Source organism: Nostoc sp. FACHB-133 (genome assembly GCF_014698055.1).
In the GTDB taxonomy this organism is placed as follows: domain Bacteria; phylum Cyanobacteriota; class Cyanobacteriia; order Cyanobacteriales; family Nostocaceae; genus Nostoc.
On sequence record NZ_JACJSH010000024.1, the window covers coordinates 36,560 to 55,189 of the forward strand.

Here is an 18,630-nt window from a genome sequence, read left to right on the forward strand (position 1 = left end):
TAGTACACCAGATAACACCTAAAACCAACACAGGAGACGAAAATGCAAAAAGTATGGTTTATTACCGGGGCCTCCAAAGGGTTCGGGTTGGAAATTGCCAAAGCAGCTCTGGCATTGGGCGATCAAGTGGTGGCGACGGTTCGCAGTCAGCCTGAACAAATAGCCGCAGCCTTGCACAACCACCCAGATATGTGCATTGTGCAGATGGATGTCACACAAGAAGACCAAGTACAAGCAGCTGTAAAGCAAGGCGTTGCCCGTTTCGGTCGGCTCGATGTTTTAGTCAATAATGCTGGGTTTGGAATGCTTACCGCCATTGAAGAAGCCTCGGATGCCGAAGTCCGCAAACAGTATGATACTAACGTATTTGGCTTACTGAACGTGACTCGTGCAGTGTTACCCTACTTGCGCCAGCAAAAGTCCGGACGGGTCATCAATATCTCATCTCTGTTCGGCTACAATGCTATTCCGGGTTAGGGATTATACGGGTCTACCAAATTTGCTGTCGAAGGCCTCTCCAAAGGGCTAGCAATCGAACTGGCACCTTTAGGAATCCAAGTTACGGTAGTGGCTCCTGGTCTTTTTACGACCGACTTCTTAAGCACCGAATCATATACCGCCGCCGAAACCATCATCGCCGATTACCAGGAAACGGTAGGACTGATGCGTAGGCGTGTCGATGCTCTCCACGGGCATCAGCCCGGCGATCCGAAAAAGCTTGCCCAGGTAATTATTCAACTAGCTCATGCAAAAAATCTGCCACTTCATTTGCCCCTCGGAAAGGATGCGATCACCTCTTACCGGAACAATGCCGCGAAAATGGCAAAGGAAATTGAAGCATGGCTGCCAGTATCCACTAGTACCGACCACGATTTAGCCTTATCCGGCTATTCTGCCTAAAAATCCCCCAGCTGATTGAAAATTAAATTGAGGCATTTTGTTGGATTCCAACTTTAGTTGGAGTTAGTCTTCCATTTTGAGATGGGTTAAGCGATCGTCCACTCGACTAAATAAAAGTACCAACTGTGAGTGGACGACAAACCATAATCAATTGCATATATTAAATTCATGCAAACACAGATAGCAATTTAGTTGCAAGATTCAAATTTGCTGCATACAGATAGCACAGAGAGGGACGTAGGCGTAGCCCACCGCAGGCATCATACCAATTCAAAATTCAAAATTCAAAATTAAGAAATTTCTACAGAATCTAGGTTTTGGGATTTGAATCTGTTGTCAAATTTTAGGAAATTGGTATCACTTGCGGTAAACATACTTCCCCTCGGAGGTTCCAGTGAACAATGACCGTAAACACCGTTTATTATTTGTCCCACCTTCAACCCAGGATCATAAACAGGGGATGTTAAGTGCCTCTGTGGTACTGGTGATGTATGGAGATTATCAATGTCAAGAGAGTGCGGATGTTTATCGGTTGCTGAAAGTCATTGGGCGACAACTGAGTATTTCGTTTGGAGAGGATTATTTGTGCTTTATTTTCCGTCATTTTCCACAGATACAAATTCATTCTCAATCTTTACGTGCGGCTGAAGCTGCTGAAGCGGCTGCTGTTCAAGGTCAGTTTTGGCAGATACATGACATTTTGTTTATCCATCAACAACAGCTAGCAGATGGTTATTTAGTAGAGTATGCCAACGATCTAAAACTCGATATCTCCCAATTTCTGCAAGATATGTCTAAGCATCTGCATCTTGAGCGCATCAATCAAGATATCGAAAGTGGCATTCACAGCGGAGTAACGGCTACCCCAGCTTTGTTTATTAATGGGATTCGGTATAGCTTAGGCGTAGCCCAACCCAGGCATCGCTGGAATATGGAGCAGTTGATAGCAGCCATTGTCAATACAGCAAATTGAGCCAGTCAAAGACCAATCAATATTCAGGAATATTATCATGACGAATCAAACATCATCTCGCGTGTGGCTGATTACAGGCAGTTCTACGGGCTTTGGTCGGGCTTTAGCTGAAGCTGCTTTGGCTCAAGGCGATTGTGTCATTGCAACGGCTCGTGATGTCAGCAAAATTCAAGATTTAGAACAGCAATATCCGCAGACGGGAAAGGCGGTTCGTTTAGATGTCACCGATCCAGCAACCATTCAAACGGCTGTGCGGAGTGGTTTAGCAGCATTCACCAGAATTGATGTGCTGGTGAACAACGCGGGCTATGGATTGATGGGTGCAATAGAGGAAGTAAGCGACCAGCAAATCCGTGACCAACTTGAAACCAACTTCTTTGGGCTGTTAAATGTGACTCGTACCGTCATTCCCACATTCAAGAAACAAGGCGTTGGTCATATCTTGAACATTTCTTCAATAGGCGGACGGAAAACATTTCCTACGATGGGGCTATATCATGCTTCTAAATTTGCAGTCGAAGGACTTTCAGAGACCCTCGCACAAGAACTTATATCCTTTGGCATTAAGGTGACAATTGTTGAGCCAGGAGGCTTTGAGACCGATTTTTCAGGTCGCTCTTTGATTACGGCAAAGCAAATGCCAGAGTACAATTCTCTCCGGGCGGAACTGGTCAAAATTGCCGCAGAGCAGGCTCGTGGTCATGTACCAACGGGTGTTCAAGCAATGTTGAAAGTGGTGAAATTACCTGACCCGCCGCTTCACTTGGTGATCGGACCCAATGCACTACCAACGATTGTTCAAAAACTTTCCTCAGATATCGAAGAATATCAGCGTTTTGAGCATATCTGGCAAGACTCTACCGCCAATGCGGGCGTGGGATTCAATTTTCCTAGCCTCACCGAGCAAGTTTAGAAGCGAAGTAACTGCTACCCCAGCTTTGTTTATTGATGGGATTCAGTATAGCGTAGGCGTAGCCCAACCCAGGCATCGCTGGAATCTCGATCTGTTGATAACAGCCATTACTACTGCAAATCATGAAATCAGGTAATGTTATGACCAAATTTCGCACAGTTTCGATCGATGGTTTAGACATCTTTTACCGAGAAGCTGGCTCCCGTAGTAATCTGACGATTCTGCTGTTGCATGGTTTCCCGACCTCCTCTCATATGTTTCGCAATCTGATTTCCGCACTTAGCGATCGCTTTCATCTGGTTGCACCTGATTATCCGGGTTACGGTAACAGTTCCATGCCAACAGTGCATGAGTTTGACTACACGTTCGATCGTCTGGCACAGATCGTAGAGAAATTTATTACCGCCATCGATCTCCAGCGCTATAGCCTTTATGTGATGGATTATGGTGCGCCCATTGGCTTTAGGATTGCGGCTAAACATCCAGAGCGAGTGGAAGCACTCATTGTCCAAAACGGGAATGCCTACGAGGAAGGTCTCGGCGAATTTTGGGAACCAATCAAGGCGTACTGGCAAGACCCTTCTCCTGAGAATGCCGACAAGCTCAAATACCTTGTCACCCTGGAAGCAACGAAGTGGCAATATACCAATGGTGTTCGCAATCCTGAAGCGATCAGCCCTGATAACTGGAATATCGATCAACCCTTCCTATTAGTCTGCCAACCCAAAAATGCTGCGTGATGGCTGGGGAAAGGGTAAGGGGTAAGGGGTAAGGGGTAAGGGATTTGAAACCTCTCCCCCTTCTCCTTTAGCCTTTACCCCGCTAAGTTCACTTGGCAAACTACTAGATCGCCCCGGAAACGATGAGATTCAACTGGCGCTATTTTATAGCTACCGCACTAACCCACCGTTATATCCGCAATGGCAGGAGTATTTCCGCAAATATCAGCCACCTACTCTGATTGTTTGGGGTAAGAACGACCTGATCTTTCCAGCCGAAGGTGCTTATCCCTACAAGCGCGACTTGCAAACGCTGGAGTTTCATTTACTCGATACCGGGCATTTTGCCCTGGAAGAGGAAGGAAATGCGATCGCTGACCATATCGTTCGCTTTATGGCAACTCACATTGCTTCGTAATTGTCCAGCACATTGAGGGCAAACCTCAATGCTAAATTCACACAAAGGGAGAAGTTTGATGGCAGGTAAACTTACAGGTAAGATCGCACTGGTCACAGGTGCTAACAGTGGGATTGGACTCGCTACAGCCCAGAGGTTCGTAGAAGAGGGGGCTTACGTCTTTATCACTGGTCGTCGTCAAAACGAACTTGATGCTGCGGTAAAGAAGATTGGAGAAAATGTCACTGCTATTCAGGGTGATGTGTCGAATCTTGCAGATATCGATCGTCTTTACACCACGATTGAGCAGGAGAAAGGACACCTCGATATTCTGTTCGCTAACGCTGGAAGTGGGGAACTTGCTCCACTCGGCTTGATTACCGAGGAGCATTTCGACAAGGCATTTAATACCAATGTCAAGGGTTTACTGTTCACCGTACAGAAAGCCCTGCCGTTGATGTCAGAAGGTTCATCAATCATCCTCAATGCTTCGATTGCTTCGATTAAGGGTAATCCAGCGTTAAGCGTTTACAGTGCAACCAAAGCAGCTGTGCGATCGTTTGCCCGTAACTGGACACTCGACCTCAAAGAGCGCAAGATTCGTGTCAATGCCATCAGTCCTGGTGTCGTGCCTACTCCTAGCTACAAACTCATGGGGCTGACCGAGGAGCAGGTGCAGGAATTTGTCGCCAGTAAAACTGACAATATCCCCCTTGGGCGAGTGGGTACGCCAGACGAGATAGCTAAAGCTGTCGTCTTCCTGGCATCTGATGACAGCAGCTTTGTTAACGGCATAGAGCTGTTTGTCGATGGCGGTATGGCACAGATTTGAAGCGCCCTAAAAGTGGATAGGATATACCGCAATACGCTTGGGTTAAGGCTAAAACTCTTTTTCAAAGTCAACTTTTTTAACGAACCGCAGAGGCGCAGAGGAAACAGAGAGAAGAGAAAAAATGCTTAACTGAACCGTATTGGGATATACCGCGCAATAACAAAAAAGGATGTAGGGGATCTGAAAATAACTGCAATATTGATCGCTTCAAAACAGAACAGCAATCTCCAACAAATTTACTAACTTTCACAACAGCTATGCAAAGAAGAACCAGTTTTGAAAGTAAGGGTCTAAAGTGTTCCGTCACCTTTTATACTCCGGATAAAATCGCATCTGGCGATACCTTCGGCGATCGCAGCTATCGCTATCCCGCAATTGTTATGGCTCATGGAATTGGCTTGACCAAAGAGATGGGACTACCTCAGTTCGCTGAGTTCTTCGCTCAAGCCGGGTTCGTCGTCACGCTGTTCGATTACCGCTATCTTGGTGCTAGTGAGGGAGAACCTCGTGGGCAAATCCTCCCTACCGAGCAGCATGAAGACTACCGCAATGCCATCACTTGGACTCAACTACAAAAAGAAGTTGACCCTAAGCGCATAGGTCTTTGGGGCTTCTCCTATAGCGGTGGTCATGTGCTGCATCTGGCTGCATTTGATCCGCGTGTGAAAGCGATCGTGGCACAGATGCCTACAGTGAATGGATTTCTCAACTCCCGCCGCCTGACTTCTCCACTTGAACTCGATGAACTCACGAAACTGCTTTCACAAGACCGGATAAAACGATATCAAACTGGAGAGGTGAGCTACTTCCCGTTAGTTGCTCCACCCGGTCAACCCAGCTTGCTACCGACACCGGACGCTTTCAATTGGGTTGAATCGGCTAAGAGTGCGAGCGAAGGAAGATGGGAAAATCGGCTCACCTTTGAATCGATTGAACACTGTCTCTATTACGAACCGACTCCTCACATCGAGGCGATCTTTCCCACCCCGCTATGCCTGATTGTGGGTGAGAAGGACTTTCTTGCACCTGCCGACTTGGCCGCCTGTGTCTATGCGCGGGCAATGGAGCCGAAGTCTCTCACAATCTTGAAGGGCGGACACTTTGATGCCTTCCAGGGAGAAGGCTTCGAGATTGCAAGTACAACTGCTTTGAGATGGTTCGAGAAATATTTGAAATAAACCTGAAGCACCTGTTTTGTAACTAAGTTGTGCCTTCGGTTGAATTTAGATTCCAACCTAAGTTGGAACTACCCTACCATTTTTAGATTGACTAATTCATCAATCATACTATTGTGTAAAACTTTCAACTCTGAGTGGACGACAAGTTCTAGTCAATTTCCTATATTGAATTCATGCAAACACCAATAACAAATCAGTTGCAAGATTCAAGTTTGCTGGATACGAGATATTGCATGTCAAAGCTTTGCTACTAACCCTAATAATTTTCAGGAGATAAATCATGACTCAGAGAACATGGCTGATTACTGGTGCTTCACGGGGCTTTGGTGCCGAGATTGCGAAAGCAGTTTTGGTAACAGGTGACAGATTAATTGCCACCGCCCGCAATCAGGCTGATTTGCAACAGTTTGGCACCAACAAAGATGTATTAGTACTGAGCATGGATGTGACTGATGAGGCTCAGGTGAAAGCAGCGATCGCCACCAGTCTAGAAAAATTTGGACAGATCGATGTGTTGGTCAATAATGCTGGATTTGGCTTGCTCGGAGCAATCGAAGAGTGCAACGCCGAAGAGGTTGAGAGTGTTTATCGCACCAATGTCTTCGGGCTACTAAATGTCACCCGTGCTGTGCTACCCAGTATGCGTCAACACCGCTCTGGACACATCATTAATTTATCGTCTATCGGTGGCTATCGCTCTTATCCAGGATGGGGGATTTATGGCTCGACCAAGTTTGCCGTCGAAGGGATTACCGAAGCCCTACATTACGAGCTAGCGAACTTGGGCATTCACGCTACGGTGGTTGAGCCAGGATTTTTCCGTACCAATTTTCTTGATGGCAGTTCACTGCGTCAGAGTAGAGTACAAATCCCTGATTATGCCCAGACTGTCGGTAAAACCCGCGACATGGCAGTTGAACGTAACTATCAGCAACCAGGAGATCCGATCAAACTCGCCCAAGCCATTCTTGAGATTGTCAACACAAACGAACCGCCCCTACGCTTACCTCTAGGTACAGACACGCTTCAAGCAATAGCCCAGAAGAACGCCTACGTTGAGCAAGAGACGGCAAAATGGCGGACTCTATCTGAGTCTACCAATTACAGATAAGGAGTGGAAGATGAAGCCATTATCAAAGATGCAAGCATTGATTGTAGATGATTTTCAAACTGCGACATTTCGCACTGTCGAAATTCCCCGACCGCAACCCACTGCCCATCAAGTCTTGGTGCGGATCAAAGCGAGTGGTGTCAACCCACTCGATAGCAAAATCCGCACAGGTAAAGCGCCTCATGCCAAACCAGTCCTCCCTGCTGTGCTAGGAACTGATCTAGCTGGGATTGTGGAAGCGGTTGGACAAGATGTTACTGCCTTTCAGGTTGGCGATGAGGTCTACGGATTGACAGGTGGAGTTGGGGGATTGCAAGGTTCACTGGCTGAGTTTGCTGCCGTTAATGCTGACTTACTGGCCAAAAAACCGACCAACCTGAGTATGCGTGAAGCGGCTGCCTTACCCTTGGTGTTTTTGACTGCATGGGAAGGACTGGTTGATCGGGCGAATGTACGCGCTGATCAGAAAGTGCTGATACTTGGCGGCTCTGGCGGTGTAGGTCATGTGGCTGTACAGATTGCCAAAGCGCGTGGAGCCAAAGTGTTCGCCACTGCCTCGGTTGCCAAGCACGACATAGTGCAACAACTCGGTGCTGTGCCGCTCGACTATCGTAGTACATCAATCGAGCAGATCGTGCAGACTTTTACAGACGGTCACGGCTTTGATGTAGTCTACGACACGGTTGGAGGCTCTACTCTAGACGATGCGTTTCAGGCTGTAGGCAATTACGGCCATGTCGTTAGTTGCTACGGCTGGGGGCAGCACAGCCTGATGCCTCTCTCACGGAAGTCTGGAACATATTCGGGCGTGTTCGTACTTCTGCCTCTATTGACTGGTAAGGGTCATGCTCATCATGGTGATATTCTGCGTCAAGCAACACAATTGGCACAAACCAATCAGTTGCGTCCAGTAGTTGATCCTCGCCATTTCACTTTAGATACTGCACTAGCCGCCCACGAAGCAGTGGAAGCAGGGACGGCTGTTATCAAAATCGCGATCGATTTATAAGTGTAGACATTCAGTCTCGTTTGCAATCTCAAGCTTTAAGGGGCTTCCAAAGAGGATTTATGAAAAAACAGACCATTGCCACTTGCCGTAGATTACTAATTGGCTTTGGCTTAATGATAGCCGCCGCAGTGCCTCTGGCCAGTGTTGCAGACGACCGAAAACAAGGAGATCTTCCCATGATTGTGCAATCCGACGAGAGCAAGAATAAAGAGATAATACACGAAGGCTTTGCCAAATGGGCAAAAGGCACTGGCAGTTTCTTCGACCTGCTGGCTGATGATGTGGAATGGACGATTACAGGCAACAGTCCCATTTCCAAAACCTACACCAGCCGCAAGCAGTTTTTGGAGGAAGCGATCGCGCCAATTAACGAGCGATTTAGCGTGAGAATAGTACCCAGTGTACGGGGCATTTATACCGAGGGCGACATGGTAATTGCCTTATGGGATGGAATAGCTACAGCCAAAGACGGTAAACCCTATACCAACACCTATTCCTGGTATATGACCATGAAAAACGGGCGTATTGTCAAGGTAGTAGCATTCTTCGATACCATTGAGCTTACCGATCTGTGGAAACGCATTCCTGTAAGTAAAAAGGAATTGACAAACTATTGAAGTTCAAGATGATCGCTAACATTTTGTCTCTATCAGTTCCAGTGCTAACCTAATATCGCCAGTAGTATTCGACGATATTCACTTTGCTTTTCGCCCCTACGATCCACTTTTGGCATACGGACAGTCTAAAACCGCAAATATTCTCTTCGCGGTTGGTGCCACTGCACGCTGGTTTAGGGATGGAATCACTACCAATGCTTTGATGCCTGGTGCGATCGCTACTAACCTCCAGCGTCACATCGGCAATGTTATGAGTCAAGTCTCGCTAGAACTACGGAAGACACCGGAACAGGGTGCTGCCACCTCAGTCTTGCTGGCAACCTCTCCTCTGCTGGAGGGTATTAGTGGATGTTACTTTGAAGACTGCAACGAAGCCACCATCGTCACAAATGGCAACGGCTATATGAGCGGTGTTGCTCCCTATGCCCTCAACCCGGACAATGCCGATCGGCTCTCAATACTTTTCGGGTTTTGGGGGAAAGGGGAAAGGGAAAAGGTTTGAATTTCCCTTTCCCCATTACCCTTTAACCTTTCCCCAGACCAAAAGAGAGATTATTGGGTTTAACCGAAAAGTATTGGATTGGCTCTGGGAGGAATCATTACGACTGCTTGCCTGAATGAATATTTTTGCACAATAACCCAACTATTGTGAGGTTTCTTATGCATCGACAACTTGGCATTGAAGAACATATATTCTGGTTACATGACCAGGCGATACCGCTACATTTCACAGTGGCTGCGAAGGTGATCGGGGAACTTCAGGTTGACTCGTTACAGCAAGCACTAGCTTTGGTACAACAACGACATCCCTTACTAAGGGTGCGAATTGTTCCCGATTCCTTGGGAAACCCTTGGTTAAATGAAGATTCAGCCACTATTCCTTTACGAGTGGTGCAACGACAAAGTGAGCAGCAGTGGCAGCAGGAAGTGGAACAAGAGCTTGCCTATCCGTTTAACTGGAATCAAGCCCCGCTAATTCGGATGGTACTGGTTCACGCAGCACATTGCTCAGAACTGATAATAACCTGTCACCATGCGATCGCTGATGCTATGTCAGCAGTCTACTTGCTGCGGGATCTACTGCAAGCGATTGGGATACCCGGGAGTCAGCAACAGATTTTACCCGAACGTCCTGCCTATGAGTATCTAACGCCGATTGCTCACACAATTCAAGCACCAACTGGAAAGCCACAATTAGAGTTGGTAAATCCTAGCCAGACTATACCGCCAGCAAAAAGTCGTCACTTTCGTCTCTTAGCTTGGTCTCTATCACCCGAAGATACGGCTACCTTGATTCGCCGTTGTCAGCAAGCACAAACTAGTGTTCATGCGGCTATTTGTGCAGCTTTCTTGTTAGCGATCGCACAATCCAGTCACTCTCAAAATGACACAAAAGCTCAGAGGCTTGAGCAACAACAACCTGTCACCTTGAATTGTTTGACAGCGATTAATATTCGTCAATTCCTCACTCCTCCCATTGAAGAGGACTTTGGCTACTACTTCACCTCAAGTATTTCCGCTCATACCATCACCCCGAATTTATCGCTTTGGGACTTAGCCCATGTCATCAAGGCGCATCTCAATCAGAAGATGTCACCCAACCAGATTTTTGCCCATCTTCCCGAAGCTCAAGCGTTTATTGCCACACATCCCAGTCTTGATGCGATCGAATATCTGTTCCAAGAACTGTATAGATATGACGTTCTTGTTAGTAATCTCGGACAATTGCATATTTCTACGCAGTATGGACATCTCCAACTTGCAGCTGTATATGGCCCAGTGGGAGCCATTCATGTTGCAAATGGTCGCTTTATCGGAGTTGCGACCTTGGGAGACCAAATGTTTTTTAACCTGCTCTACTCCGAGTCAGATACCTCATTGGCTCAGATTGAACACATACAACAAGAAGCAATGCGGCTGTTGTATTGAGAACTCAAAAAAACCTAGAACCGCAAAGTTTGCTAGAGAAGTAGTTTCTCAAGAGTTGCCAAATAAGCTTCAGGATTTCGACGGAATCGTAGTTGTTCAATACGATTAAGTTGATGTTGGCGTAAATTAGAGCGCAATTGTTGCCAAGTCTGAACACAAACTTGTGCCAAATCTTGGGCTGTAAAAGAATGAAGTGCAGTAGCAATGGCCGAAGCTAACTGAACTGTTCCTCGAATTACAAGTGATGAAGGAGCGACTTTACGACCAGTACAACGACGTTGATGATGTCGTAAAACACCAAATACCTGTTCAAGATCGAATGGCACTAAGAAAAGCTGAAACCTGCTCAGGGCAGGGTGTGGGAGGTGTGGGAGGACAGAGAAGGGTGGGAGGTGTGGAAGGCAATGCAGCGTTCATTGATATGCAGTTATTCAATTTCTCCTCTTTCTCCCCACCCTCCCCACACTCAAAAAGCAAGTTATATCAGGGCTTTGCGATTAACAAGCGTGCCATTCGTTCAAGATCATTGTTCAGAATTTGTTTGAGCTTTATTAAGGGTTTTGGCAACCCCCTTTTTGATCTGACCCTCTCTAGCAAACTTTGCGGTTCTAGAAAAAAAACACCTCTGCTTTATCCAGTGACGATACATCACCAGATAACCAAGACGTTGACGAAAACCCAGCTACAGCAACAATTACGGTTACTGCTGTCGAAGTTCCAGAGTTGACAGAAGAAGAACAACGCGATAAGCCTGACGGCATGGCTACGCTTACCGCTTACACTTGGAACGCAAAGTGGAGAGAGCAGTTTTTGCAGCAGGTAAGGCACTAACGGAATTGCGCGATGGGCTTACGCCCCGCCGTAGGCGATCGCAGACTGTACCGTTCAACGCACAAAACATTTGAGGAATATTGCCGGGAGAGATTTGGTTACAGCCGCCGATTCAATGGAGTTAGCAACGCAACGGAACAGCAAAGAAATTGTACAAGGGATAAGGTAAAACTTTCCGCTTCTGGTGTCCCGTGCTCCAGTTGTCAAATTAGTGCTGTAAAATGGCTCTACATAATTGATACAGCGCTTAACGAGTTCAGTTAAGGCTCTACAACTGGCTAGAAATGAACAAAACCAAATAGAACCTCAGAACATGAAAGATGTAGATAGCTGGATTGCTGTATAGTTTGGGTTATGCCAGTCATACTCCCAAGAGTTGCTCTATGATTGCTCTACCTGGTATTGCTATCCAAAACAAAATATACGAAAGTTCCAATTCTCTAGTGTATCGGGGCATCAGAGAGGATGGAGTAGCAATCATAGTAAAAATACTCAAGCTTGATTATCCCTCACCTCAAGAACTAACCCGCTACAGACAGGAATATAAAATTACCCGTTCCCTCAACTTGGAGGGAGTGGTGAAGGCATACAGCCAACAGGACTATCAACGCACTCTGGTGATTCTCTTAGAAGATTTTGGGGGAGAGTCCCTAGAGCAATGGATGCACAAGCGTCCAGATATGTTCTGCCCCATGCCTTTATCCACTTTTTTAGGTCTTGCGATCGCCCTCACCGACATTCTGGGCAGAATCCATGCAGCCAATGTCATTCATAAAGATATCAATCCTGGAAACATAGTCCTGAATCTCGATACTGGCGTTGTCAAAATTATTGACTTTGGGATTGCCACCCAATTTAATCGCACAAATCCAACCTTCAAAAGTCCTCATGTGTTGGAAGGAACACTCGCATATTTATCTCCAGAGCAAACAGGACGCATGAACCGTTTGCTCGATTACCGCACCGATTTTTACTCCCTTGGTGTGACATTCTATGAACTTCTAACCGGACATCTGCCGTTTGCAACAAGGGACATACTTGAGCTAGTCCATTGTCATATTGCCAAACAGCCTGTTCCACCTCATGAACTAAATGCAGCAATTCCCAGAGCAGTTTCAGATATTATTTTGAAATTGATGGCAAAAAATGCCGAGGATCGCTATCAAAGTGCTTGGGGTATCAAAGCAGATTTAGAAATCGGTCTTCACCAGTTCGCAGAAACAGGTCAAATTGACAGTATTCAACTGGGTATTCAAGACGTTTGCGATCAGTTTCAAATTCCCCAAAAATTGTATGGGCGCGAAGCAGAGATTGAAGCATTATTAGCGGCGTTTGACAGAGTAGCAGGAACGGGAAATGAACAATTAAGACTGAAGAATCAAGAAAATTCTCAATTCCAAGTCGAGATGATGTTGGTATCGGGTTACGCTGGGGTTGGCAAATCAGCATTAGTGCAGGAACTCTACAAACCCATTACTGCAAAGCGCGGTTATTTTGTCTCTGGTAAGTTTGACCAATTTGGACGCAATATTCCCTACAGCGCGATCGCAGATGCTCTGCAAAAATTGGTACAACAATTGCTCAGTGAGCCAGATAAGCAGGTGCAACAATGGCGATCGCAACTGTTAACAGCTTTAGAAACCAACGGGCAAATCATCATTGATATCATCCCGGAAGTTGAATTAATTATCGGTAAGCAGCCGCCTGTATCAGAAGTTGGAGCAACTGAAGCTCAAAATCGCTTTCATCGCATCTTTGGGCAGTTTGTGCGGGTGTTTTGTTCAGAGTCACATTCCCTTACGATCTTCTTAGATGATTTACAGTGGATAGACTCGGCAACGATTAAGTTAATCGAACTGTTGCTGTTGGATGAGCAAACCCAATCCCTATTTTTAATTGGAGCCTATCGAGATAATGAAGTAAATCCAACGCATCCATTAGCATTAATGCTAGAGAGACTACGAAAAAAAGGGGCAGTGCTTCAAGAGATGATCCTGACACCATTAACCCTTGAACCGTTGAGTCAGTTGATTGCCGAGACGCTACATCGAAATGCAGACATTGTTTATCCCTTGGCTGAGTTAGTGTTTCGTAAAACTGAGGGTAATCCCTTTTTTGTCAACGAATTTTTGAAAATGCTGTATAGCGAAAATTTATTGAGCTTTGATGCACAATACTTACGCTGGAAGTGGAACATTGCTCAGATTCAATCCCAAGACATCACCGATAATGTTGTGGAGTTGATGCTTCACAAGTTAAAGAAACTACCAGAAGTAACACAGCAAATTCTCCGTTTAGCCGCTTGTGTCGGGGCTAAATTTAATTTAGATACTTTATCGATTGTTTGTGAGAAAACTGCGAAAACGGTTTTTTTGGAATTAGTGGCAGCTATACAAGCTGGATTAATTCAACCTATATCTGAATTAGACGAAAACCTATTAGTTCAAGAATATAAGTTTTTGCACGATCGCGTGCAGCAAGCAGCTTACGCTTTAATCGATGAGTCGCACAAACAAGTTGTTCATCTCCAAATCGGTCGCAATTTACTAGAAAAAACTTTGCCAGAACGGCTATCAGAGCGGCTGTTTGAAATTGTCGATCATTTGAATCATGGAATTGAGCTTGTCACAGATCAACCAGAAAGAAATGAAATTGCTCGATTAAATTTAATCGCAGGTCAGAAAGCAAAAGCTGCGATCGCTTATAGTGTAGCAAAAAAATATTTAGCGACAGGGCGAGCATGGGTGGCAGCTTCAAGCTGGCAAACAAACTATGATTTTACTTTAGAACTACATTCAGAAACTACAGAAATTTCATTCCTATGTGGCGATTTTGCAGATGTAGAATCCTGGATGGCAATCGTTTTACAATCAGCTAAAACGGTTCTCGACAGTGTAAAGGTTTACGAAGTCAAAATTCAGACCTATATCGCGCAGGAGCAGCTATTAGAAGCGATCAATACTGGATTGCAAGTTTTACTGCAACTGGGGATCAGTTTTCCTAAAACGCATAGCCAGTCAGATATTCAGCTTGAACTTGACACAATCACATCACTCCTTAAGGAAAAGCGGAGCGAGGATTTGGTTCATTCGCCAAAAATAGCTGAACCGAACAAGTTGGCGGCGATGCGAATCTTATCAAGTATCATGATTGCTGCCCATCTTGCTGCCCCAGATATGCTGCCATTGCTTGCATCAAAACAGGTCAGTTTGTCAATCCAATATAGCAATGCGTTGGTGTCTCCCTTTGCGTATGCCTTGTATGGATTCATTCTTTGTAGGACGGTGGGAGATATAGAGTCTGGCTACGAGTTTGGGCAGTTAGCTTTAAGGCAATTATCACGACCTGATACCCAAGCACTCAAAGCCAAAACATTGTTGAGCGTGAATATTTTCATTATTCACTGGAAAAAGCATTTTAGAGAAACATTGCAGCCATTACTAGAAGGCTATCAAAGTGGATTGGAAACAGGAGATTCAGAGTTTGCTGCCTACTGTGCTGAAGTTTACTGCTTGCAATGTGTCTTTGTAGGTAAGGAACTCGTGGAGCTTGAACGCGAGATAAGAATGTACAGCCAAGTAATCCGTCAACTCAAACAGGAAGCAGCACTGACTTGGACTCAGATGCATCATCAGGTTGTCTTAAATTTGATGGAACGCTCGGTCAATCCTATCTGTCTAGTTGGCGAAGCCTACAATGAGGAGAATAGACTGCGACAAAATAAAACAGAAAATAATGGAACCTCAATCTTTTTTGTACATTTCTACCAACTTTTCCTGTGCTATTTATTTTATGAGTATTTCCAGGCAGTCGAAAACTCAATTGTGGCCGCAGAGTATGTGAGCTACCTAGCATCGACACCTCCTGTTCCTCTGTACTATTTCTACAGCTCTCTGGCAAGACTCGCAACCTATCTTGAAAGCAACACTCAAGCACAGAAAGAAATTATTAAAGAAGTTGCAGTTAACCAGGAGAAAATGAAACTATGGGCACATTATGCGTCCATGAATCATTTGCATAAATACCACCTAGTCGAGGCAGAGAAAGCACGAGTTTTGGGTCAGTTGCTTGAAGCAGAAGAGTTCTACGAGCAAGCAATTCTTGGGGCTAAAGAAAATGAATATGTACAAGAAGAAGCATTAGCTTATGAATTAGCAGCAAAATTCTACCTATTTCGTGGGAGGGAAAAGATTGCCAGAACCTATATGAAAGAAGCTCATTACTGCTATGAACGTTGGGGAGCGACGGCGAAGGTCAAGGATTTAGAAACTCGGTATCCGCAGCTATTTTCTCCATCATCGAGCATGGCTCATACGCGAATACCAAAAACTTCTGTCACCACCTCTAATAACTCAGACATCGCTTTCGATTTAGTGGCAGTGATGAAAGCATCACAAGCTATTTCTAGTGAAATTGAACTGGAGCAGTTGCTTAGTTCCTTGATGAAGATATTAATCGAGAATGCTGGCGCACAAACCGGATTTTTACTTTTGGAAAACTCAGGAGAATGGGTAATTGAAGCTTCTGGTGAACTAAATGATGTTGTGGCTGGCGAAAATATTTATTCTACACAAGTACTGCAATCTATCTCAACGGCAAATCATCTGCCTGAATCAATTATTAATTATGTAATTCGGACTCATGAACCTGTGATCTTAAATGATGCGACTCGTGAGGGTAATTTTATTAATGAGCCATACATTCAACATAACCAAATTCAATCACTTCTGTGTTTACCACTGCTGAATCAAAGTAAGCTCGTCGGACTGTTGTATCTGGAAAATCAATTAGCATCTGGGGCATTTACACCGGAGCGAGTCTCCTTCCCTGCGGGAGGCTACGCGAACGGAGACGCTACGCGAACGCAAGTTTTGCATCTGTTATCAACCCAAGCAGCGATCGCCATTGAAAATGCCAAACTCTACTCCAAACTACGAGAGAGCGAAAGTCAGATGGCTCAATTCCTGGAAGCAGTTCCCGTAGGAATTGGAGTCGTGGATACACTGGGTCGCCCTTGCTACGCCAATCAACAGGCAATTCAACTATTGGGCAAAGGGATTATTCCTGGTGCGACACCAGAGCAACTTGCAGAAATTTATCAACTTTATCTAGTGGGAACAGAGCAACCATATCCCATTGAGAACTTGCCAGTGATGCGGGCGTTGAAAGGCGATCGCACGAGAATTGACGATTTAGAAATTCGCCAAAACAATGCGATCGTTCCCGTTGAAGGGTGGGGAACTCCAGTATTCGACGAACAGGGCAATGTAATTTATGCAATCTCAGCTTTTCAAGACATCACCGAACGCAAACAAGCAGAGCAATTGCTAGCAAATTATAATCGTACCTTAGAGCAACAAGTAGCTCAACGAACAGCCGCTTTACAGAAAAGTGAGGCAGAACTGCGCGAGCGAGAACAGGAACTAAGATTGATTACCGACGCTCTCCCCGCTTGTATCTGTTATATAGATAGAGATCGGCGCTATCGATTTGCCAACCGAACTTATGAGGAATGGTATGGCTGTAGTCGAGATGAAATTGTGGGTAAGCAGGTTCGTGAAGTCATGAGTGAGGCAGCTTATGAAATTATTGAACCGTACATGAATCGAGCGCTAGCAGGGGAGATTATAACCTATGAGGCAGAAGTCCCTTTGCCGTTGGGCAAAAAGTATGTTGCTGTCACCTCCATCCCCGATTTCGATCTCAATGCTCAGGTGAGAGGATATTATGGTCTGATTACAGATATCAGCGAACAGCGAAACGCTGCACTGCTTGAACGCAAACGTGCCGAAGAAGCATCAATTTTAGAAGAACGCAACCGTATGGCGCGAGAAATACATGATACATTAGCGCAAGCTTTTACTAGTATCATCGTTCACTTAGATGCTGCCTCTCAGCGCCTCATCCTCGATCCAGATGCTGCCCAATCACACCTAAAAACGGGGCGTATCTTGGCGCGTTCCGGGCTGGCAGATGCCCGTCGCTCGGTGGAAGCACTCCGCCCGCAAATATTAGAAGAAGGCGATTTGCATAGCGCACTCAATCGCCTCGCTGCTCAGATGTTTTCTCATACCTCAGTGCAGGTTATCTGCGAAGCGATCGGTGAACTATATACTTTGCCGAAAGAGGTGGAAATGAATCTGCTTCGCATCGGACAAGAAGCGTTAACCAATGCTTTTAAGTATGCAAATGCCAGCGAAATCCGCCTTGAGTTGCGCTATGAGCCATCGCAGTTCATCTTGCAAATAAAAGACAATGGGCAAGGTTTTGAAAGCAGGAGTTTGTCGGTCAGTCGGGGCTTTGGGTTACTTGGAATCACCGAACGCGCTGAACGGATTAGGGCAGGATTGACGATTTACAGCCAGCTTGGACAAGGGACAGAAATCGTAGTGAGGTTACAAATGCCATGACGCAACCGCACCTCTCATTCTCTACACCAGGCTCCTCTGTTATCCGCGTCTTGATTAGCGACGATCATCCGTTTATGCGAGAAGGTTTAGCAGCCGTAATTGACTATAAACAGGATATGACCGTTGTTGGGCAAGCCTGCAACGGGCGCGAAGCAGTAGAATTGTTCCGTCAGCATCAACCCGATGTAACGCTGATGGATTTGCGGATGCCTGAGCTAAGTGGGGTTGAAGCGATCGTTTCCATTTGCGCTGAGTTTGCCGACGCTCGGATCATTGTCCTGACGACCTATGACGGAGACGAAGACATCTATCGGGGACTGCAATCGGGTGCAAAGGGCTATGTCTTAAAAGATGCAGAACCGGATGAACTATTGGCAGCGATTCGAGCAGTTCACAACGGTCAAAAGTACATTCCCCCTGCCGTGGGCGCAAAATTGGCAGAGCGGATAGGTAGCCCAGAACTGAGCGAGCGGGAATTGGAGGTGCTACGTTTGATGGCAAGGGGCAAGAGTAACTTAGAGATAAGCACTGCTTTGTCAATTGCTGAGGGAACGGTCAAATTTCATGTTAAAAATATTCTGAGTAAGTTGGGAGTGGGCGATCGCACTCAAGCAATGATTGTTGCTCTAAAGCGCGGTATCATTACACTTTAAGAATTTATCTAAAGCAACAGATTCATCTGTTAAGAGTATCACCTGCTCTTGAGGATAGGTTGCTCCTAGCCCTAAAAGTAAGTCAATCGCCATTCTTAGGGGTAGTGCAAAGACTCCTCGCAGGGGATGCGACAAATGGGGATAAATTCACATATTTT

At 45.7% G+C, this 18,630-nt stretch carries 16 protein-coding genes and 2 pseudogenes; 16 read left to right on the top strand and 2 right to left on the bottom strand.

Annotated features, from left to right (window positions below; all coding sequences use genetic code 11):
- Nucleotides 1-42: 42 nt before the first annotated feature.
- From H6G86_RS38745 to H6G86_RS20035, 4 genes and pseudogenes are all read left to right on the top strand, one after another.
- A pseudogene (locus tag H6G86_RS38745) lies at nucleotides 43-636 on the top strand (SDR family oxidoreductase); the annotation flags it as partial.
- A gap of 27 nt (nucleotides 637-663) precedes the next feature.
- Nucleotides 664-900 (top strand): Rossmann-fold NAD(P)-binding domain-containing protein, encoded by a 237-nt coding sequence (locus tag H6G86_RS38750; RefSeq protein ID WP_242064893.1) that lies wholly within the window; start codon nucleotides 664-666, stop codon nucleotides 898-900.
- 394 nt (nucleotides 901-1,294) lie between these two features.
- Nucleotides 1,295-1,873: a DsbA family protein gene (locus H6G86_RS20030; RefSeq protein WP_190935770.1), complete on the top strand. Its 579-nt coding sequence runs from the start codon at nucleotides 1,295-1,297 to the stop codon at nucleotides 1,871-1,873.
- Between the two features lie 37 nt (nucleotides 1,874-1,910).
- The gene (locus H6G86_RS20035; RefSeq protein WP_190935771.1) at nucleotides 1,911-2,786 is read left to right on the top strand and encodes an SDR family NAD(P)-dependent oxidoreductase; all 876 of its coding nucleotides are present in this window, start codon (nucleotides 1,911-1,913) and stop codon (nucleotides 2,784-2,786) included.
- On the opposite strand, the gene H6G86_RS20040 is transcribed toward H6G86_RS20035, so the two are convergent.
- On the bottom strand, nucleotides 2,770-2,967 hold the full coding sequence (locus H6G86_RS20040) for a hypothetical protein (protein ID WP_190935839.1): 198 nt from the start codon (nucleotides 2,965-2,967) through the stop codon (nucleotides 2,770-2,772). The two genes, H6G86_RS20035 and H6G86_RS20040, sit on opposite strands and share 17 nt — an antisense overlap.
- 73 nt (nucleotides 2,968-3,040) lie before the next feature.
- Between H6G86_RS20040 and H6G86_RS20045 the strand changes: the two genes are divergently transcribed.
- From H6G86_RS20045 to H6G86_RS20085, 9 genes are all read left to right on the top strand, one after another.
- Nucleotides 3,041-3,526: an alpha/beta fold hydrolase gene (locus H6G86_RS20045; protein ID WP_242064873.1), complete on the top strand. Its 486-nt coding sequence runs from the start codon at nucleotides 3,041-3,043 to the stop codon at nucleotides 3,524-3,526.
- A 133-nt stretch (nucleotides 3,527-3,659) separates the two neighbouring features.
- Complete coding sequence (locus H6G86_RS39590) at nucleotides 3,660-3,923, top strand: alpha/beta fold hydrolase (protein WP_277883650.1); 264 nt, start codon at nucleotides 3,660-3,662, stop codon at nucleotides 3,921-3,923.
- 58 nt (nucleotides 3,924-3,981) lie between these two features.
- Nucleotides 3,982-4,734: an SDR family NAD(P)-dependent oxidoreductase gene (locus H6G86_RS20055; protein WP_190935772.1), complete on the top strand. Its 753-nt coding sequence runs from the start codon at nucleotides 3,982-3,984 to the stop codon at nucleotides 4,732-4,734.
- Nucleotides 4,735-4,991: 257 nt separating this feature from the next.
- Complete coding sequence (locus H6G86_RS20060) at nucleotides 4,992-5,912, top strand: alpha/beta hydrolase (RefSeq protein WP_190935773.1); 921 nt, start codon at nucleotides 4,992-4,994, stop codon at nucleotides 5,910-5,912.
- Nucleotides 5,913-6,192: 280 nt separating this feature from the next.
- Entirely contained in the window at nucleotides 6,193-7,023 is an 831-nt protein-coding gene (locus H6G86_RS20065; RefSeq protein ID WP_190935774.1) for an oxidoreductase, read from the top strand.
- A 10-nt stretch (nucleotides 7,024-7,033) separates the two neighbouring features.
- Entirely contained in the window at nucleotides 7,034-8,032 is a 999-nt protein-coding gene (locus H6G86_RS20070; RefSeq protein ID WP_242064874.1) for a zinc-dependent alcohol dehydrogenase family protein, read from the top strand.
- A 59-nt stretch (nucleotides 8,033-8,091) separates the two neighbouring features.
- Nucleotides 8,092-8,649: a nuclear transport factor 2 family protein gene (locus tag H6G86_RS20075; RefSeq protein ID WP_190935775.1), complete on the top strand. Its 558-nt coding sequence runs from the start codon at nucleotides 8,092-8,094 to the stop codon at nucleotides 8,647-8,649.
- 109 nt (nucleotides 8,650-8,758) lie between these two features.
- Nucleotides 8,759-9,151, top strand: a complete 393-nt coding sequence (locus H6G86_RS20080) for an SDR family NAD(P)-dependent oxidoreductase (RefSeq protein ID WP_199338357.1) — start codon at nucleotides 8,759-8,761, stop codon at nucleotides 9,149-9,151.
- A gap of 158 nt (nucleotides 9,152-9,309) precedes the next feature.
- Nucleotides 9,310-10,578 (top strand): condensation domain-containing protein, encoded by a 1,269-nt coding sequence (locus H6G86_RS20085; protein ID WP_190935776.1) that lies wholly within the window; start codon nucleotides 9,310-9,312, stop codon nucleotides 10,576-10,578.
- A 32-nt stretch (nucleotides 10,579-10,610) separates the two neighbouring features.
- On the opposite strand, the gene H6G86_RS20090 is transcribed toward H6G86_RS20085, so the two are convergent.
- Complete coding sequence (locus H6G86_RS20090) at nucleotides 10,611-10,904, bottom strand: hypothetical protein (RefSeq protein ID WP_190935777.1); 294 nt, start codon at nucleotides 10,902-10,904, stop codon at nucleotides 10,611-10,613.
- Nucleotides 10,905-11,190: 286 nt separating this feature from the next.
- Here H6G86_RS20090 and H6G86_RS20095 point away from each other — a divergent pair.
- The 3 genes and pseudogenes from H6G86_RS20095 to H6G86_RS20105 form a co-directional block, all read left to right on the top strand.
- A pseudogene (locus H6G86_RS20095) lies at nucleotides 11,191-11,517 on the top strand (hypothetical protein); the annotation flags it as partial.
- A 275-nt stretch (nucleotides 11,518-11,792) separates the two neighbouring features.
- Nucleotides 11,793-17,819: an AAA family ATPase gene (locus H6G86_RS20100; protein ID WP_190935778.1), complete on the top strand. Its 6,027-nt coding sequence runs from the start codon at nucleotides 11,793-11,795 to the stop codon at nucleotides 17,817-17,819.
- Nucleotides 17,816-18,472, top strand: coding sequence for a response regulator (locus tag H6G86_RS20105; protein WP_190935779.1), 657 nt, complete (start codon nucleotides 17,816-17,818; stop codon nucleotides 18,470-18,472). The genes H6G86_RS20100 and H6G86_RS20105 overlap by 4 nt, the downstream gene beginning before the upstream one ends.
- The last annotated feature ends 158 nt before the right edge of the window (nucleotides 18,473-18,630 follow it).